General features: G+C 62.5%; 18 protein-coding genes. 14 read left to right on the plus strand and 4 right to left on the minus strand.

What is annotated here, in order from left to right:
- Nucleotides 1–211 precede the first annotated feature (211 nt).
- Complete coding sequence (locus BMX61_RS09825) at nucleotides 212–460, plus strand: type II toxin-antitoxin system RelE/ParE family toxin (RefSeq protein WP_324610604.1); 249 nt, start codon at nucleotides 212–214, stop codon at nucleotides 458–460.
- A gap of 63 nt (nucleotides 461–523) precedes the next feature.
- Nucleotides 524–844, plus strand: coding sequence for a helix-turn-helix domain-containing protein (locus BMX61_RS09830; protein ID WP_075626841.1), 321 nt, complete (start codon nucleotides 524–526; stop codon nucleotides 842–844).
- Nucleotides 845–867: 23 nt separating this feature from the next.
- Here the strand turns inward: BMX61_RS09830 and ung are convergent, their stop codons facing one another.
- Nucleotides 868–1,557: a uracil-DNA glycosylase gene (gene ung / locus BMX61_RS09835; RefSeq protein ID WP_075626840.1), complete on the minus strand. Its 690-nt coding sequence runs from the start codon at nucleotides 1,555–1,557 to the stop codon at nucleotides 868–870.
- A gap of 177 nt (nucleotides 1,558–1,734) precedes the next feature.
- Here ung and modA point away from each other — a divergent pair, with 177 nt between their 5' ends.
- The 3 genes from modA to modC all read left to right on the plus strand — a co-directional run bounded on the left by modA (nucleotide 1,735) and on the right by modC (nucleotide 4,422).
- Complete coding sequence (gene modA, locus BMX61_RS09840; RefSeq protein ID WP_075627032.1) at nucleotides 1,735–2,562, plus strand: molybdate ABC transporter substrate-binding protein; 828 nt, start codon at nucleotides 1,735–1,737, stop codon at nucleotides 2,560–2,562.
- 82 nt (nucleotides 2,563–2,644) lie between these two features.
- The gene (modB, locus tag BMX61_RS09845) at nucleotides 2,645–3,346 is read left to right on the plus strand and encodes a molybdate ABC transporter permease subunit (RefSeq protein ID WP_075626839.1); all 702 of its coding nucleotides are present in this window, start codon (nucleotides 2,645–2,647) and stop codon (nucleotides 3,344–3,346) included.
- Nucleotides 3,343–4,422, plus strand: coding sequence for a molybdenum ABC transporter ATP-binding protein (modC, locus tag BMX61_RS09850; RefSeq protein ID WP_075626838.1), 1,080 nt, complete (start codon nucleotides 3,343–3,345; stop codon nucleotides 4,420–4,422). The genes modB and modC overlap by 4 nt, the downstream gene beginning before the upstream one ends.
- Before the next feature lie 2 nt (nucleotides 4,423–4,424).
- Here modC and BMX61_RS09855 read toward each other — a convergent pair whose 3' ends face one another.
- Nucleotides 4,425–4,811 carry a winged helix-turn-helix domain-containing protein gene (locus tag BMX61_RS09855; RefSeq protein WP_075626837.1) on the minus strand — a complete coding sequence of 129 codons (387 nt, stop codon included), beginning with the start codon at nucleotides 4,809–4,811 and terminating at the stop codon, nucleotides 4,425–4,427.
- A 294-nt stretch (nucleotides 4,812–5,105) separates the two neighbouring features.
- Between BMX61_RS09855 and BMX61_RS09860 the strand changes: the two genes are divergently transcribed.
- Nucleotides 5,106–6,437 carry an NAD(P)/FAD-dependent oxidoreductase gene (locus BMX61_RS09860; protein ID WP_075626836.1) on the plus strand — a complete coding sequence of 444 codons (1,332 nt, stop codon included), beginning with the start codon at nucleotides 5,106–5,108 and terminating at the stop codon, nucleotides 6,435–6,437.
- An 8-nt stretch (nucleotides 6,438–6,445) separates the two neighbouring features.
- On the opposite strand, the gene purU is transcribed toward BMX61_RS09860, so the two are convergent.
- Nucleotides 6,446–7,354 carry a formyltetrahydrofolate deformylase gene (gene purU / locus BMX61_RS09865; RefSeq protein ID WP_234794642.1) on the minus strand — a complete coding sequence of 303 codons (909 nt, stop codon included), beginning with the start codon at nucleotides 7,352–7,354 and terminating at the stop codon, nucleotides 6,446–6,448.
- Between the two features lie 359 nt (nucleotides 7,355–7,713).
- On the opposite strand from purU, the gene BMX61_RS09870 reads away from it, so the two are divergent.
- The 8 genes from BMX61_RS09870 to BMX61_RS09905 all read left to right on the plus strand — a co-directional run bounded on the left by BMX61_RS09870 (nucleotide 7,714) and on the right by BMX61_RS09905 (nucleotide 14,954).
- Nucleotides 7,714–8,373: a peroxiredoxin gene (locus BMX61_RS09870; RefSeq protein WP_075627031.1), complete on the plus strand. Its 660-nt coding sequence runs from the start codon at nucleotides 7,714–7,716 to the stop codon at nucleotides 8,371–8,373.
- A gap of 267 nt (nucleotides 8,374–8,640) precedes the next feature.
- Nucleotides 8,641–9,801, plus strand: coding sequence for a Gfo/Idh/MocA family protein (locus BMX61_RS09875; RefSeq protein ID WP_075626834.1), 1,161 nt, complete (start codon nucleotides 8,641–8,643; stop codon nucleotides 9,799–9,801).
- 11 nt (nucleotides 9,802–9,812) lie between these two features.
- Nucleotides 9,813–10,697, plus strand: coding sequence for a carbohydrate ABC transporter permease (locus BMX61_RS09880; protein WP_075626833.1), 885 nt, complete (start codon nucleotides 9,813–9,815; stop codon nucleotides 10,695–10,697).
- Between the two features lie 12 nt (nucleotides 10,698–10,709).
- Nucleotides 10,710–11,570 (plus strand): carbohydrate ABC transporter permease, encoded by an 861-nt coding sequence (locus BMX61_RS09885; protein ID WP_075626832.1) that lies wholly within the window; start codon nucleotides 10,710–10,712, stop codon nucleotides 11,568–11,570.
- A gap of 14 nt (nucleotides 11,571–11,584) precedes the next feature.
- The gene (locus tag BMX61_RS09890; RefSeq protein WP_092742502.1) at nucleotides 11,585–12,841 is read left to right on the plus strand and encodes an ABC transporter substrate-binding protein; all 1,257 of its coding nucleotides are present in this window, start codon (nucleotides 11,585–11,587) and stop codon (nucleotides 12,839–12,841) included.
- Between the two features lie 242 nt (nucleotides 12,842–13,083).
- Nucleotides 13,084–14,217, plus strand: coding sequence for an ABC transporter ATP-binding protein (locus BMX61_RS09895; protein ID WP_075626830.1), 1,134 nt, complete (start codon nucleotides 13,084–13,086; stop codon nucleotides 14,215–14,217).
- A 122-nt stretch (nucleotides 14,218–14,339) separates the two neighbouring features.
- Nucleotides 14,340–14,636, plus strand: a complete 297-nt coding sequence (locus BMX61_RS09900) for a type II toxin-antitoxin system RelE/ParE family toxin (RefSeq protein ID WP_075626829.1) — start codon at nucleotides 14,340–14,342, stop codon at nucleotides 14,634–14,636.
- Between the two features lie 15 nt (nucleotides 14,637–14,651).
- Nucleotides 14,652–14,954, plus strand: a complete 303-nt coding sequence (locus BMX61_RS09905; protein WP_407703756.1) for a HigA family addiction module antitoxin — start codon at nucleotides 14,652–14,654, stop codon at nucleotides 14,952–14,954.
- Between the two features lie 42 nt (nucleotides 14,955–14,996).
- Here the strand turns inward: BMX61_RS09905 and BMX61_RS09910 are convergent, their stop codons facing one another.
- Nucleotides 14,997–16,469: a M81 family metallopeptidase gene (locus tag BMX61_RS09910; protein WP_075626827.1), complete on the minus strand. Its 1,473-nt coding sequence runs from the start codon at nucleotides 16,467–16,469 to the stop codon at nucleotides 14,997–14,999.
- Nucleotides 16,470–16,490: the final 21 nt, after the last annotated feature.

A 16,490-nucleotide genomic window follows, 5' to 3' on the forward strand; every position in this document is an offset into this window, starting at 1 on the left:
TCCAGGGTGCGACCTCCCACCGCAGCCGGCATCTGATTCTCCGAAAATCGCCAGTCGATGAACTGCCTCACGTTCCGGTTTCATTCTATAAGTATTGTTGAAAACATCATTTTGGATTGGCGGAATTATAGCGATTCAGCTATAGGTGGGACAAATGGAGCAACGGCAGGCTCTGGAATGAATCGGATCATCGCTCGACGATCTGCGCGATTTGCCCAGCGTCGTCAGGCGTGTTTTCGGCCAGGCGCTCGATGATGCTCAGCGCGGCAGCGAACATCCTGCCGTCAAGGCGCTGAAAGGATTCGGCGGCCGACATGTTCTGGAAGTGGTCGAGGACTTCGACGGCGAGACGTATCAAGCGGTTTATACCGTAAAATTTGCAGGCGTCGTTTATGTCCTGCATGTCTTCCAAAAGAAGTCCAAAAAGGCATCGCAACGCCAAAACCCGACTTGGATCTGATCCAGATGCGCCTCAAGCGGGCAGAAGCACATCACAACGATCATTATGTGAAGCGAGCAAGCCATGAGCGATGAGATTTCGGTAACGGCAAGCAGCGGCAATGTCTTTGCCGATCTCGGCTTCGACCATCCGGAGGAAGAGCAGTTGAAGGCACAGCTCGTCCGAGAAATCCGCGATATTCTCGCGAGCCGTCGCCTGACGCAGATGAAAGCTGCTGATGTACTGGGCCTGAAACAGCCAGACGTTTCCGCGCTCATCAGTGGGCGGACAGACAAGTTTTCCATCGAGCGGCTGCTCAGATGCCTTCGCCGTCTCGACCGCGAAGTCTCGATCGTCATTACCGAGAAAATTCCTGATAGCAGGACGGCCATGGCAGAGGCCTGAGAGGCAGGCCTCCGACTTTTTCTTCAAGGCTCGTCCGGCAGCTGCCAGTCTATCGGCGTCAAACCGTGCTCCACCAAAAAGGCATTGGCCTTGGAAAACGGGCGGGTGCCGAAAAAACCGTTATGGGCTGAGAGTGGCGAGGGATGCGGCGAGCGCAGCACCAGATGACGCTCGCGATCGACGAAAGCGGCCTTTTTCTGGGCATAGGAGCCCCAGAGGATGAAGACGACGGGGTGCGGCAGACCGTTGACGGCGCGGATCACGGCGTCGGTAAAATGCTCCCAGCCCTTGCCCTGATGCGATGCGGCCATGGCCCGCTCGACCGTGAGAACGCTGTTCAGGAGCAGAACGCCCTGGCGTGCCCAATGCTCCAGAAAACCATGGCGGGCCGGCGGAATGCTCAGATCGCTCTGCAGCTCCTTGTAGATATTGACCAGCGATGGCGGAATGCGCACCCCCGGCCGGACGCTGAAGGACAGGCCATGCGCCTGGCCCTCGCCATGATAGGGATCCTGCCCGAGAATGACGACCTTGACGTCGTCGAGCGGCGTCAGGTCCAGCGCGCGAAAATATTCGGACCCGCGCGGGAAGATCTGCTTGCCCGCCTGCTTTTCTGCCTGAAGGAAGCTTTTCAGCCCAGCCATATAAGGGCTTGAGAACGCGTCCGTCAGCGCCGCCTTCCAGCTCTCCTGCAGCCGTACCGTATCGCTCATCACCAGAGATCCTCATTCAACCCGTCCTTTCATAAGGCAAGGATGGCAGCGTCGAAAGGATTTTCAGGCTTGGAGCGCAGCACTGCGTTATATCTCGGAAAATATAAAGCTAGCCGATAGAGCAGCGCCCGCTATATTCAGGCGAATATGTCGCCTTGGCAATGGGAGATCCGTCTGATGAGACTTTCGCCGCGCCCTGCCCGCAGCGCTACCTTTTCCCGCCGTGGCCTTGGCCATCTCGCGGCCGCTCTTGCCATCGGCCTGCTTTCCTGGCCGGCTTTGGCGCCCATGCCAGCAAGAGCGCAGGAGCCGGTCACGGTCTTCGCGGCGGCAAGTTTGAAGAATGCGCTGGACGCGGTGAATGAGGCATGGGCGGCGGAAGGCGGCGCGCAGGCCAGGGTCTCCTATGCCGCGAGCTCTGCGCTTGCCAAGCAGATCGCCTCAGGCGCCCCGGCCGATCTTTTCATCTCCGCCGATGAGGACTGGATGAACGACCTGGACGGCAAAGGGCTGATCAGGCCGGAGACCCGCACAGACCTGCTCGGCAACCGCCTAGTGCTGGTCTCGGCCAAGGATGAGGGCACGCCCGGCGGGATCGGCCCTGATTACGACCTCAAGGGTAAGCTTTCGGGCGGCAAGCTCGCCATGGGCGCGGTGGACAGTGTACCAGCCGGAAAATATGGCAAGGCGGCGCTGGAAAAGATCGGCCTGTGGGACAGCGTGAAGGACCAGGTGGCAGGGGCCGAGAATGTGCGCGCCGCCCTTCTTCTGGTATCACGTGGCGAAGCACCGCTCGGTATCGTCTACGAGACCGATGCCGCCGCCGATCCGGACGTCCACATCGCCGGGCGCTTTCCCGCAGACAGCCATCCGCCGATCGTCTATCCCGCCGCGATCTTGAAAGACTCTAAGAATACGGGCGCGGCCGATTATCTGGCATTTCTGCGCTCGAAAAAAGCCGGCGCGATCTTCTCGGCGCATGGCTTCAGCGTGCTGTCGAAATAGGGTAAGAGCGGATCGTCCCCTGAACCTTGCTTGCGGCCATCACGCTCGAACCAGGCAAGGACGACACAGGGGCAGGCAGACCATGATCGATCTTTCCTTCAGCCCGGCGGAATGGACCGCCATGCGGCTCAGCCTCAAGGTGGCTCTGGTGGCCATGGCGACCAGCCTGCCGCCCGCGCTTCTGGTTGCGCTGGCGCTGGCACGTGGACGCTTCCCCGGCAAGGCGCTGCTCAACGGGCTGGTCCATCTGCCTTTGATCCTGCCGCCCGTCGTCACCGGCTATGGCTTGCTGCTTCTTTTCGGTCGGCGCGGGCCGATCGGCGCTTTTCTGGAACAGAGCGTCGGACTCGTCTTCTCGTTTCGCTGGACGGGTGCTGCGTTGGCGGCGGCCATCATGGGCTTTCCGCTGATGGTGCGCAGCATTCGCCTGTCGATCGAGGCCGTGGACCAGCGGTTGGAAGAGGCAGCGGGCACGTTGGGCGCGGCTCCGTTCCTCGTTTTCCTCTCGATCACCCTGCCGCTCTGCCTGCCCGGCCTGATCGCCGGCATGATCCTGAGCTTTGCCAAGGCCATGGGCGAATTCGGCGCCACCATCACCTTTGTCTCCAATATTCCCGGGGAAACCCAGACGTTGGCCTCGGCGATCTACAGCTTTACACAGGTGCCGGGTGGCGATGCGGGCGCGCTCCGGCTTACCCTTGTGTCAGTGGCGCTTTCGCTCGCGGCGCTGATGCTCTCGGAAGGATTGGCACGGCTGGCCGCGCGCCGGATCGGCGCCGCATGAGCCTGGACGTCCGCCTGAAAACCCGGCTTGGCACGGTGGTGCTCGATGTCGATTTCTCCGCAGGAGACGGCGTCACCGCTCTGTTCGGTCCGTCTGGCGCGGGCAAGACTTCGGTTCTGCGCGCCATTGCCGGCCTGACGACCCCGCGGGACGGCCTGATCCGCCTTGGCGGCGAAACCCTTCTCGACACGGCGCACGGCCTTTCAGTGGCGCCGCATCGGCGCGGCTTCGGGGTTGTGTTTCAGGAGGCGCGGCTGTTTCCGCATCTCTCCGTGCGTCGCAATCTGCGTTTCGGCAGCTTCTTCAACAAGGCGAAGACGACACGCGCGGAGTTCGATCACATCGTCGCCCTGCTCGGCATCGGCCCGCTTCTCTCACGCGCGCCGCGCCATCTGTCAGGCGGAGAGCGCCAGCGCGTGGCGATCGGACGCGCGCTTTTGTCCGCTCCGCGCCTGTTGCTGATGGACGAGCCGCTGGCCGCGCTCGACGAGGCGCGCCGCGCCGAGATTCTCCCCTATCTCGAGCGCCTGCGCGACGAGACCCGCATTCCGATCCTCTATGTCAGCCATTCGGTCGCAGAAGTGTCCCGGCTGGCCGACAAGGTCGTGCTGATCGACAACGGTCATGTGGTGGGCGCAGGCCCGGCCGCCGAAACCTTGAGCGGAGCAAGCCTGCTACACGGCGCCCCCTTGCGCGAGCGCGGCGTGGTGCTCGAGGGCCGGATCGCCACGGCTCAAGACGAGGAAGGCGTCACGGCGGTGGAGCTCGGACCGACCACCCGGCTTCGCCTTGCCCAGGAAGGCCTTCTGCCGGGCAGCCGCGTTCGCCTGCGGATCGCCGCGCGCGATGTGATGCTAGCCTTGAAGCCTGTCGAAGGGATCAGCGCGCTCAACAGCCTGCCCATGCGCATCGTCGCCCTGCATCCGCGCGAAAACCGAACGATGGACGTGGTGCTGGCAGGCCAAGAGGGTCTGCAGCTTCTGGCGCAGATCACCCGTGTATCAGCTAAGGCGCTGGCGCTTTCCGAAGGCATGGAGGTCCAGGCGCTGATCAAGTCGGTGGCGCTCGATCGCTGACATCAGATGCGAGGCCCATCGGCTGCGGTCTGCTCCGGCGCGCGCCGTGCCTCCAGCCAGACGAGGTCTTGCGCCAGAGCCTCGGCAGCGCGGGCCTCCATGGCGCGAAAGCAGGCGATCAGCGCTTCGCCGAAAGGGGTCAGCGCCGCCCCGCCTCCTTGGCGCCCGCCACGCTGGGACGACACGGCCTCTTCGGCAAACATGCTGTTGAGCGCGGCGACCAGCATCCAGGCCCGGCGATAGGACATGTCCATGGCGCGCCCGGCTGCCGAAATCGAGCCGGTCTCGGCAATCAGCTCCAGAAGCCGGATCTTGCCGTGCCCCAGACGCTCGGCGGGAAAATCGATTCGGATCACCGGCTTCAACGCCTGTTGGGTGCCCTTTGCCATTCTCGTTTCCCCTTCCAAAGTTCCGATCTCGCGCATCGACCTGGCGGCGCGACGTACGGAAAACCAGCGCCCATCCCGCATAAACCAGGCATGCGCCAAGAGCTGCCATGCCTTCTGTTCCACCGATGCGAGCCCCCGCCCAGGCTCGATCAGGCGGCATATGCAACGTCCTTGCGTCAGATCCTGTTTACATCCTTAAAACATACGGCTTGATCACGATGACAGGAGGGCGCAGATGCGACAGGATTGCGAGTGGTCCAGCCCCGCATCCTCCCTGTTCCAAGGACATACAGCATGCCAGGCCCCCGTCTCGATCCGCTTGAAACAGACCAGACCCTTCCAGACAAGACAGAGGTGGTGATCATCGGCGGCGGCATCGTCGGAGCGTCCACGGCCTTGATGCTGGCCGAGCGCGGCATTCCCGCCGTTCTCTGTGAAAAAGGCGTTCTGGGCGGCGAACAGTCAAGCCGCAACTGGGGCTGGGTGCGCGTCATGGGCCGCGACCGACGCGAGATTCCGCTGGCCATCGAGGCTTTGAAGATCTGGGACGGGATCGATGCGCGCATCGGCGGCGAGACCGGCTTTCGCCGAGCCGGCATCCTCTATATTTCCGAGACCGAAGAAGACATCACCAACCGCGACCGCTGGCTGGCGCTGGCGCGCGCTCATGGGCTCGACACGCGCCAGATCGGCCCGACCGAAACTGCCGCGCTGATGCCGGGCGCCACGGCGCGCTATCGCGGGGCGATGCTGACGGCCAGTGACGGCCGCGCCGAGCCGCAGAAGGCGGTGCCGGCCATTGCCGCCGGTGCCCGTGCCAAGGGCGCGACCATCCTTGCCGGCTGCGCGGTGCGTGGAGTCGAATTGAGCGGCGGGCGCGTCTCCGGCGTGGTGACGGAGAAGGGTCGCATTGCCTGTTCCACCGTGGTGGTGGCCGGCGGCGCCTGGTCGCGGCTGCTGCTCAAGGGGCTCGGCATCACCCTGCCGCAATTGAAGGTGAGAAACAGCGTTCTGCGCACGGGGCCCGTCGATGGGGGTCCGAAGGGAGCGGGCGCGACCTCCACCTATGCCTACCGCAAGCGCCTCGACGGGGGTTATACGATCGCCGACGGTGCGGCCAATCTGCATGCGCTGGTGCCGGACAGCATCCGCTTCCTGCGGCTTTTCGGCCCGGCCCGCAAGGCGGAGGGAGACAGCGTGCAGATTGGCCTGACACGCCGCTCCTTCGAGGAGCTGTTCGAGATCCGCGCCGTGCCGCTCGACCGTCCCGGCGTTTTCGAACGCCATCGCATTCTCGATCCGAAGCCCGACGAAGCCTCCGCGCTGAAAGCGCTGAAGGCAGCACAGGAGGCTTTTCCGATCTTTCGCGGCACGGCACCCGCGCAGATCTGGGCAGGGCTGATCGATGTGACGCCGGATGCCGTGCCGGTGATCTCGACCGTGGACAGCGTGCCGGGCCTGGTGATTTCAACAGGCTATTCCGGCCATGGCTTCGGCATCGGCCCCGGTGCCGGCCAGCTGACAGCGGATCTGGCCACCGGCGACGCGCCGATTGTCGATCCCGCGCCGTTTCGCCTGTCGCGCTTTTTCGACGGGTCGCCGCTGGAGCTGGCACCGCCGGTTTGAGCGGGGCCTCAGCCCATCCGCTCAGAGGCATAGGAGCCGGGCGAGGCTGGGAAGACCACCGTGCGATTGCCATTGATGAAGGTGCGGCGGTGGATATGGGCGTGGATGGCACGTGCCAGCACCTGCGCCTCGACATCGCGGCCGATGGACACATAATCCTCGGCCGATTGCGCATGGGTGATGCGCGCCACGTCCTGCTCGATGATCGGACCTTCGTCGAGGTCGCTCGTGACATAATGCGCTGTGGCGCCGATGAGCTTCACACCGCGCTCGAAGGCCTGCTTGTAAGGGTTGGCGCCCTTGAAGCTCGGCAGGAAGGAGTGGTGGATGTTGATGATCCGGCCCGACATGCGGGCGCAGAGCGCTTCGGACAGAACCTGCATATAGCGGGCGAGCACGATCAGCTCCGTGCCCGTCTGCTCGACCAGATCGAGAAGCTGCGCCTCGGCCTGCGGCTTGTTCTCCTTGGTCACCTTGATGTGGTGGAAGGGAATATCATGATTAACGACCACCTTCTGATATTCGAAATGGTTGGAGACCACGCCGACGATCTCGATAGGCAGCGCGCCGATCTTCCAGCGATAGAGCAGATCGTTGAGGCAATGGCCGAAGCGCGAGACCATCAGCAGCACCTTGGTGCGCCGCTCGGCATTGTGCAGGGCCCAATCCATCGCGAATTCGGCGGCGATGGGGGCAAAGCCGTCCTTCAGCCGATCCTCGCTTGCGCCCGCTTCCGACAGCACGCTGACCCGCATGAAGAAGGTGCCGGTGTCGAGATCGTCGAATTGCGAGCTGTCGACGATGTTGCAGCCCTCGCCGGCGAGATAGCCCGAAATCGCCGCGACGATGCCGCGCCGCGAGGGACAGGATACGGTCAGAACATAGGTTTTCGCGCTTGTCGTCATAAGGTCGCTCATCTCATCAGGCCGTGTGGGTGCGGTGGTGAGGCAAGCTAGCTGGCTTCAAAGCGGCGCGTCATCCGGTTCGCGACATCCATTGGCCCGCAACTCCTTCGCCTTGCCCCGCCAGCACCCTGCACAACCTCGTGCGGCCGGAAGCAGGCAGGCCATGCGGGAACGCTCTCCAGCCAACCGGCAGGGCTGACGCAAAATCATCCCAATACCAAGCGGAACGAGAGCATGATCGACCCTTGCCTCGCCCGCGCTCTGCCGCCATCATGCCGCCCGGCGGCCATGGCATGGAAGGCGGCTCTTCAGCCGCCATGCCAGGGCCCGAAAACAGCCGCCTTGCCGGCCGCATCTTCGAGGACACGACCATGAGCCTTCGCATCAACGACATCGCCCCCGACTTCACCGCCGAGACGACGCAAGGCTCCCTCAGCTTTCATGACTGGATCGGCGATGGCTGGGCTGTGCTCTTCTCCCATCCGAAGAATTTCACCCCGGTCTGCACCACCGAACTCGGCGCCATGGCCGGCCTGCAGGGCGAATTTGCCCGGCGCGGTGTGAAGATCATCGGAATATCCGTCGATCCGGTGGAAAGCCATGCCCAGTGGAAGAACGACATCAAGACGGCGACAGGCTTCGAGGTCGACTATCCCCTGATCGGCGACAAGGACCTGAAGATCGCCAAGCTCTACGATATGCTGCCCGCCGGCGCCGGCGAAACCTCGGAGGGGCGCACACCTGCCGATAACGCCACCGTGCGCTCCGTCTACATCATCGGGCCGGACAAGAAGATCAAGCTGATCCTCACCTATCCGATGACCACCGGGCGCAACTTCAACGAGATCCTGCGAGCGATCGATTCCATCCAGCTGACGGCCAAGCATCAGGTGGCGACACCCGCCAACTGGCAGCAGGGCGATGACGTGATCATCACCGCCGCCGTTTCCAATGAGGATGCCATCCAGCGCTTCGGCTCCTTCGATACGGTCCTGCCCTATCTGCGCAAGACCAAGCAGCCGGCCGGCTGATCCTTAAGTCGAGCCAGTCAGCAGCATCAGACGCTTCGGTGGACGCCCGTCCGCCGGAGCGTTTTCATTTGGCTGTCACGGCTTTTGCCTTGCGCTTTGGCAGTGCACGGCGTTATCACTGGCAAGCACGCTCTCAATCTGCCCAATTTTCAGCCTTTATGAAAATGAATTTCATTACGCATGTTTTTTAAGCGATTGCTGTTGACGAGCGTGAAAATTTGCCCCAGTCTGAAGAAAATAAATTACGCAATGGGAACATGATCAGCCATGAAAGTGGGGATTATCGGGCTTGGTTTTCGGCTCGGCTATCTGGGCTATGTCTTCAAGACCCTGAATGAAGACTTCGAAATCGTCGGATATTGCGACCCTGCTCCGGCCGGCCTTCCCGGCCTGGAGGAAAAGGGCGTTTCGGCCGGCAAGGCCTATGCGACGCCGCAAGAGTTGATCGCCTCTGAAAAGCTTGATCTCCTGATGATCGGCTCGCCCAATCATTTCCATCTCGAACATATCCGCCTCGGCCTGGAAGCTGGGCTGAAAGTGTTCTGCGAGAAGCCCGTCGTCACGACGATTGCCGACAGCATCGAGCTTGCCCGGCTGATGGCGAAATTCGGCCATGATCGGCTGATGGTCGGCCTCGTGCTGCGCTATTCGCCGCTTTACAAGGACCTGCTCGCCGCTCAGGCCAAGGGCACGCTGGGCAAGGTTGTCTCCATCGAGGCGGCGGAGCACATCTATCCCTATCACGGCGCCTTCTTCATGCGCGACTGGCGCCGCTACGAGAAATATTCCGGCAGTTTCATGCTGGAGAAATGCTGCCACGACCTCGACCTCTATAATGGCGTGGTCGGCGCGCGGCCCGAGCGGGTGGCGAGCTTCGGCGGCAGGCGCACATTCGTGCCGGAAAATGACCCCCGCCTGTCAGGGGTCAACGACATGTCGATGTTCCACTCCAAGCCGACAGGCTGGATGGGCACGGACAAGGTGTTCGACAGCGACGCCGATATCATCGACTATCAGGTCGCCATCGTCGAATATGCCAATGGCGTCGGCATGAATTTCCACACCAACCTGAACGTGCCGGACCAGTTCCGCCGCTTCGCCATCATGGGCACGCGGGCGACCGCCGAGGGCGACTTCGTGCGTGGCTATCTCGACGTGACCGAGGTCCTGTCCAACGAAAAGGTCATCGCCACGAAATACGAGGCGACCGAACTGTCGCAGCATTACGGCGCGGACGAGCAGATGGCGGCCGACATCATGGAGCATGTGAACGGCGGTGCGCATCTTCCCGTCTCGACGCTGAACGCGCTCGAAGCCGGCATTCTGGCTCTTTCGATGGACGAGGCGCGGGTGAAGAAGACGGTCGTCGATCTCCGCCCGATCTGGGACCGCTTCGACGAAGCGCTTCATTCCACCAAGGCGGCTTGAGAGGGGCGCAGATGAGTGTTCAGCGCAACGCCATCATCTTCGCCTGGATCCTCCTCCTTCCGGCCCTGCTCTATGTCACGGCCATCGTCGCCTATCCGCTGGTCGATACCTTCATCCTCTCCTTCACCGATGCGTCGCTGAAGAAGACGACGAACTGGGTCGGCTGGGCCAATTACGACAAGATCTTCAACGAGACCTTCGCCGAGGTGATCATCCGCACCTTCGTGTGGACCTTCTTCTCGGTCTCGATCAAGATGATCATCGGAACTTTCGGCGCGGCGATGCTGAATGCCGCCGTGCCCGGCCGAGCGCTGTTTCGCGTGCTGACCATGCCGCCCTGGATCGTGCCCATGGCCATCGGCATCTTCATGTGGGGCTGGATGTATAATGGCCAGTTCGGCATGATCTCCGGCATGCTCCAGCGCTTCGGCCTGGTCGATGGGCCGGTCGCCTTCCTGGCGCAGGGCTCCACCGCCTTCTGGGCCACGGTGATCACCGACGTGTGGATCGGTGTGCCGATGGTGACGCTCTATATGCTGGCCGGCATGCAGGCGATCCCGCAGGATCTCTACGAAGCCGCCTGGACGGATGGCGCCGGACGCTTCTACCGCTTTCGCCGCATCACTTTGCCGCTCCTGGTGCCGTCGATGATCACCATGTCGATGCTGTCCTTGATCTCGACCTTCAATTCCTTCGACATCATCTGGATCCTCACCCGCGGCGGCCCCTCGGGCGAAACCACCACGATGATCATCGACACCTACAAGACGGCGATCGGCTCGAACAAATATGGCGAGGGCGCTGCCCGCGCGGTGCTGATCTGCATCTTCCTGTCGATTTTCTGCCTCTGCTACTTCCGCGTCACCAGCCGTCTCTCGGCTAACGACAAGCGATAGGATCCTGGCGTCATGAGAGAACCGCCGCAGCTGATCAACCGGTACAAGTGGTACGAGATCCTCGGCATCTATGCCGGCATCGCGATCTTCCTGACCTTCGTGCTCGCCCCCTTCGTCGAGGGCTTCCTCGTCTCGCTGAAGCCCCTGTCGCAGCTCTTCTCCTCGCCCTATCGCTTCATTCCGGAGAATGGCTCGTTCGAGGCCTATCACACGATGTGGGAGCATGTGCCGGGCTTTGCCCGCTACATCGTCAACTCCTTCGTCATCTCGGGAGCGGCCACGGTGATCGTGCTGATCCTGGTCGTGCCGGCGGCCTATGCCTTTGCCCGCTTCGAATTTCGCGGCTCCGGCCTCCTGCTCGGCGCCTTTCTGGCGGTCAACATGTTCTCCGGCGCGGTGCTCTTGATCCCGCTCTTCCGGCTGATGCGCTCGCTTGGCGTGCTCAACACCTATTTCGCCATGATCGTGCCGGGCGTCGCCTTCCTCATTCCCTCGGCCATCTGGCTCCTGCGCACCTATATGGCGCGCATTCCGCGCGAACTGGACGAGGCGGCTTTCGTCGACGGCGCCAGCCATTTCTATACGCTGCGCCGCGTCATTCTGCCGATCGCCATGCCGGGCATCGTGGTGGTGGCCATAACCACCTTCATCGGCGCTTATGCGCAGCAGTTCATCTACGCGCTCACCTTCAATTCAAAGTCCGAATATGCGCCGCTGCCGGTTGGCCTCTTCGCCTATTTCGGTCGTCAGGAAGTGGTCTGGAACGAGCTGATGGCGGCGTCCTTCGTCGGCATCGCCCCTGCCATGATCGTGATCTTCTTCCTGCAACGCTATCTCGTCAGCGGTCTGACCGCCGGCGCGGTGAAACAATAAACAACCACCAGAGAATGGGAGTTTCTTCAGTGACCATCACCGTCAAGACCGGCCTTGCCGCGCTTGCCCTCCTGGGCACCACCGCGCTTGCCACCATGACCGCCGTCACCACGGCTGAAGCCGCCGACAAGGAGATCAGCTGGATCTATTGCGGCGACAAGATCGACCCGATCCACGAGAAGTATATCAAGGAATGGGAAGGCAAGAATGCCGGCTGGACCATCAAGCCAGAAGTCGTCGGCTGGGAGCAGTGCCAGGACAAGGCCACCACGCTCGCTGCCGCCGGCACGCCCGTCGGCATGGCCTATGTCGGCTCGCGCACGCTGAAGGAATTCGCCGAAAACGACCTCATCGTCCCGGTCCCGATGACCGACGAGGAGAAGAAGAGCTACTATCCCCACATCGTCGATACCGTCACCTTCGACGACAACCAGTGGGGCGTGCCGATCGCTTTCTCGACCAAGGCGCTCTACTGGAACAAGGATCTGTTCAAGCAGGCCGGTCTCGACCCGGAAACCCCGCCGAAGACCTGGGCTGAAGAAATCGCTTTCGCCAAGCAGATCAAGGAAAAGACCGGCATCGCCGGTTACGGTCTGCCGGCCAAGACCTTCGACAACACCATGCACCAGTTCATGCATTGGGTTTACACCAACAATGGCAAGATGATCGACGGCGACAAGGTCGTGGCCGACAGCCCGGAAGTGCTGGCCGCGCTCAAGGCCTACAAGGACATCACGCCCTATTCCGTCGAAGGCGCCACGGCCTACGAGCAGAACGAAATCCGCGCCATCTTCCTCGATGGCAAGGTCGGCATGATCCAGGCCGGCTCGGGTGCCGCCTCGCGCCTGAAGAAGACCAACATTCACTGGGGCATCACCACCCTGCCGCTCGGCCCCTCGGCCAAGGGTCCGGGCACGCTGCTCATCACCGACAGCCTGGCGATCTTCAAGGGCACGGGCGTGGAAGACAAGGCGATCGAATTCGCCAAGTTCATCACCTCGCCGGGCCCGCAGGGCGAATATGAGCTGCAGGGCGATGCCGGCCTCACCCCGCTGCGCCCCTCGCCGAAGGTCGATGAGTTCGTGAAGGCCGATCCGTCCTGGAAGCCTTTGATCGACGGCATCGCCTATGGCGGTCCGGAACCGCTGTTCAAGGACTATAAGGGCTTCCAGAACGTCACGATCGAGATGGTCCAGTCCGTGGTCACCGGCAAGGCCGAGCCTGAAGCCGCTCTGAAAAAGGCGGCTGGCGAGCTCGAACAGTACAAGTAAGCGCAGCGTCGTTATGCACAGGGATCCGCGCGCCGCTTCGGCTCGCGGATCCCGCCCGATCGAAGAACCTGTGGCCCTAGCAAAGCCTTGTCCGATGTCCCGGCTTCTGTTGCCGTGTGGACGCCGACAGGCGAACGACGCCCCAACAGGCCGAGCCTGCGCCCTTCTGGCGCACCGGCACTCAGCGCGGCAAGATAGGCACTTAAAGAACGCCGCCGACCTCTCGCGGCCGGAGACTGATTTTGGGACAGCTTTATCTCAACAAGGTTCAGAAGTTCTACGGCGACTTCGAGGTCCTCAAGGGCGTGCAGCTCGACGTGAAGGACGGGGAATTCGTCGTCTTCGTCGGCCCGTCCGGCTGCGGAAAATCCACGCTGCTGCGCATGATCGCCGGCCTGGACGCCACCTCGGCGGGCGATATCGTCATCGATGGCCTGCGCGTCAACGAGCTGCCGCCGGTCAAGCGCGGCATTGCCATGGTCTTCCAGTCCTATGCGCTCTATCCGCATATGAGCGTGTTCGAGAACATCGCCTTTCCGCTGCGCGTGGAAAAAATGGCGGAAGACAAGATCAAGGCGAAGGTGGAGCATGCCGCCCGAATCCTGCACCTGGAGCAGCGGCTGCAACAGAAGCCGGGCATGCTCTCCGGCGGTCAGCGCCAGCGTGTGGCCATCGGCCGGGCGATCGTGCGCGAACCGAAGATCTTCCTGTTCGACGAGCCCCTGTCGAACCTCGACGCGGCCCTGCGCGCCGACATGCGCATCGAACTCGCCAAGCTGCACCGGCAGCTGAAGGCGACGATGATCTATGTCACGCACGACCAGGTCGAAGCCATGACCATGGCCGACCGGATCGTTGTGCTGAATGCCGGCAACATCGCCCAGGTCGGCGCGCCGCTGGAACTCTATCACAAGCCCGCCAATCTCTTCGTCGCCGGCTTCATCGGCAATCCGAAGATGAACATGCTGCCGGTGACCTGCATGGGCGCGACATCTGACGGTGTCACTGTCGACTACAAGGGCCAGACGGCGACGATCCCTGTCGATGGAAGCCGTGCACGGGAGGGCGAAGCGCTGACGCTCGGCGTGCGCCCGGAGCATCTGCTTCTCGGCAGTGGCGACCTGACGCTGAACGTGACGCCGACGGTGATCGAACGGCTTGGCGCACAGACGGTCGCCTATGCCGTGGTCGACGGCAAGACCGAGAATTTCTGCGCCATGCTGCCGGGCACGATCGGCATCCGCGCCGAACAGCCGCTGAGCCTCGGCATTAAGGCAAGCGATTGCCATCTGTTCGACGCCGAGGGCCAGGCGTTCGAACGCCGGGTTTCGCTGACGGAGATCGATCTCAGCCTTCTGGGACCGTCGGCCGCCTGACAACGGATCTGTGCGTGCTTCGAAGTTCCGGCCTCCAGTCGCAGTCCCGGCGGGGCGCCAGCGCAAACCGGTTGCGAAATGTACCATAGAGTGGTACATAATCCACGCACCGGAGATGTGGAATGATCGTCGGGTTTCGGGATGAATGGCTGCGAGCTTTCTTTGTGGAGGATATCCACTCCCGCAGCATTCCGCCCGATCTCGAAAGCCGCTTGTTCCGCAAGCTCCAGATGATCGACGATGCGATGACCGATCAGGATTTGCGCGTACCGCCCAGCAATCATTTCGAGAAGCTGCGCGGAACGCTCGACGGCCTGCATTCGATCCGCGTCAACAATCAATGGCGGCTGATCTTCCGATGGGACGGCGGTCGCGGCGAAGCGTCGGAGCTTTATCTCGACAACCACAGCTATCGATGAGGTGACGCCGTGTTGATGAGCACACGCAAGCCGGCAACGGTCGGCGAAATCCTGACGGAAGAGTTCATGCAGCCGCTCGGCCTGACACAGGCCGCGCTGGCCGAAGCAATGGGCGTGCAGCGAAAGCATGTGAACGAACTCTGTAACGACAGGCGCAACGTGACGGCGGCGACCGCTCTCATTCTTGCGCGGGTATTCGGCAATAGCCCGGACTTCTGGCTGAACACCCAGCGCCGGTGCGACTTATGGAACGTCATGAATTCGCCCGATGAGCGGGCGCGTGTGGAACGCGCCAAGCCCCTGCCGAAGGCGGCATAGCAAGGAGCGATCCGCCTCCTCTGCAATGGCGCGCGCTTTGTCTCACGCCACCTCGTTGATCCCATGGGGATCGTCCACCATCGGCCAGATATCGCGGCGGGCGCGGCGGTACGGCGTGCGGGCGGGATTGTTGGGATAAGGCGTTCCGGCCGAGCAATAAAGGATCTCGGCGGCGATCTTCGAGAAGGAGGCGTAGAAGTGATTGGTCGATTTTATGACCAGGATCTTCCGCGCCGTGGGATCGATGCCCATGACGGAAAACAGGCTTGGGTCGAAGCTCTGCGCCCGCGTGGAGTTTAGGATGATGTCGATCCCTGCAAGCTGGATATGCGCTGCATCGCCGAAGGGCGCAAAGCTCTCGCCGAAGCGCATTTCGGCATTTTCCACGAGCTTGACCACGCGAACGAGGCCATCGATCGGCTGGCCGGTGCCCGGCGCGGACTTGGCGCCGAACCGCAAGGGAATCTCGGCCCCCTCGCCCGCCGCCATGCAGATCTGCACGGCCATCGGATCCCAGATCGTGCCGACAGCAGCGTCTGTCACGCCACGCGCCAGAAGCTCGGCCAGAAGAACGGTCGCGTCGCCCGCCGTGCCGCCGCCGGGATTGTCCCACATATCGGCGATGACGACGGGGCCTTTGTCCGCCGCCATGGCCCGCGCCACCGCCTGCTTCTCGTCGATTTGCGGCATGATGAAAGTGCCGCGCTTGGAAAACAGGTCCATGCCCAGCTGCCGGGCGAGTTCCGCGCCCTTTTCCGGCTTGTTGTTCGTGACGACCAGCATCTTCGTGCCCATCTCCGGCACGTCACCAGCCATGAATCCATGGATGACGGAGATCGACAGCACGTCGGCATCGCTGGCCTCGATCGCCATGATTCCGTCGACGAAGCTGCGCATGGGATCGCGCGAGGTGGGGAAGACGTCGATCATCCGGCAGTCGAATACGGACATGGCCGGCGTGACCCGCCCTTCCAGCGTGTCCACCGCGATGCGCCAGAGATCCTCGGCGCGATCGACGAAGTCGGTATGCGGAAATTCCTTGAAATAGACAAGGATATCAGCCGCTGAGAAACGCTTGGCCGTGAGATGGCTGTGCGGGTCGAGTTCGGCCGCGATGAGCACGTCGTCTCCGACAATCGCACGCACGCGCGCGAGCAGATCGCCCTCCGTATCCTCATAGCCATCGGCCACCATCGCGCCATGCAGGCCGAGTACGACAGCATCCACCGGCAGCGCCGCGGTCAGCTGGCCCAGGATCTCGTCGCGAAGGCTCTCATAGGTCTTGCGGGAGACGAGGCCGGCGGGGTCTGCCCAACTGGCCGATCCCTCGATCAGCGTCCAGCCCTTTTCGCGCGCCACCCGCCGGCCGACGGTGATCGGCGCGGTGCAGAGCGTCGGCGTTTCCGGATGCTTGCCCGGCGGGGCGTAGAGCGAGGCCTCGAAGGCCCGCTTATCGACACAGATCGGGGAGAAGGTGTTGGTCTCGGTGGCCAATGCGGCCGTAAAAATGCGCAAGAACGTCAGCCTTTGCTGTTG

The sequence above is a fragment of the Xaviernesmea oryzae genome, from assembly GCF_900109605.1.
Taxonomy (GTDB): domain Bacteria; phylum Pseudomonadota; class Alphaproteobacteria; order Rhizobiales; family Rhizobiaceae; genus Xaviernesmea; species Xaviernesmea oryzae.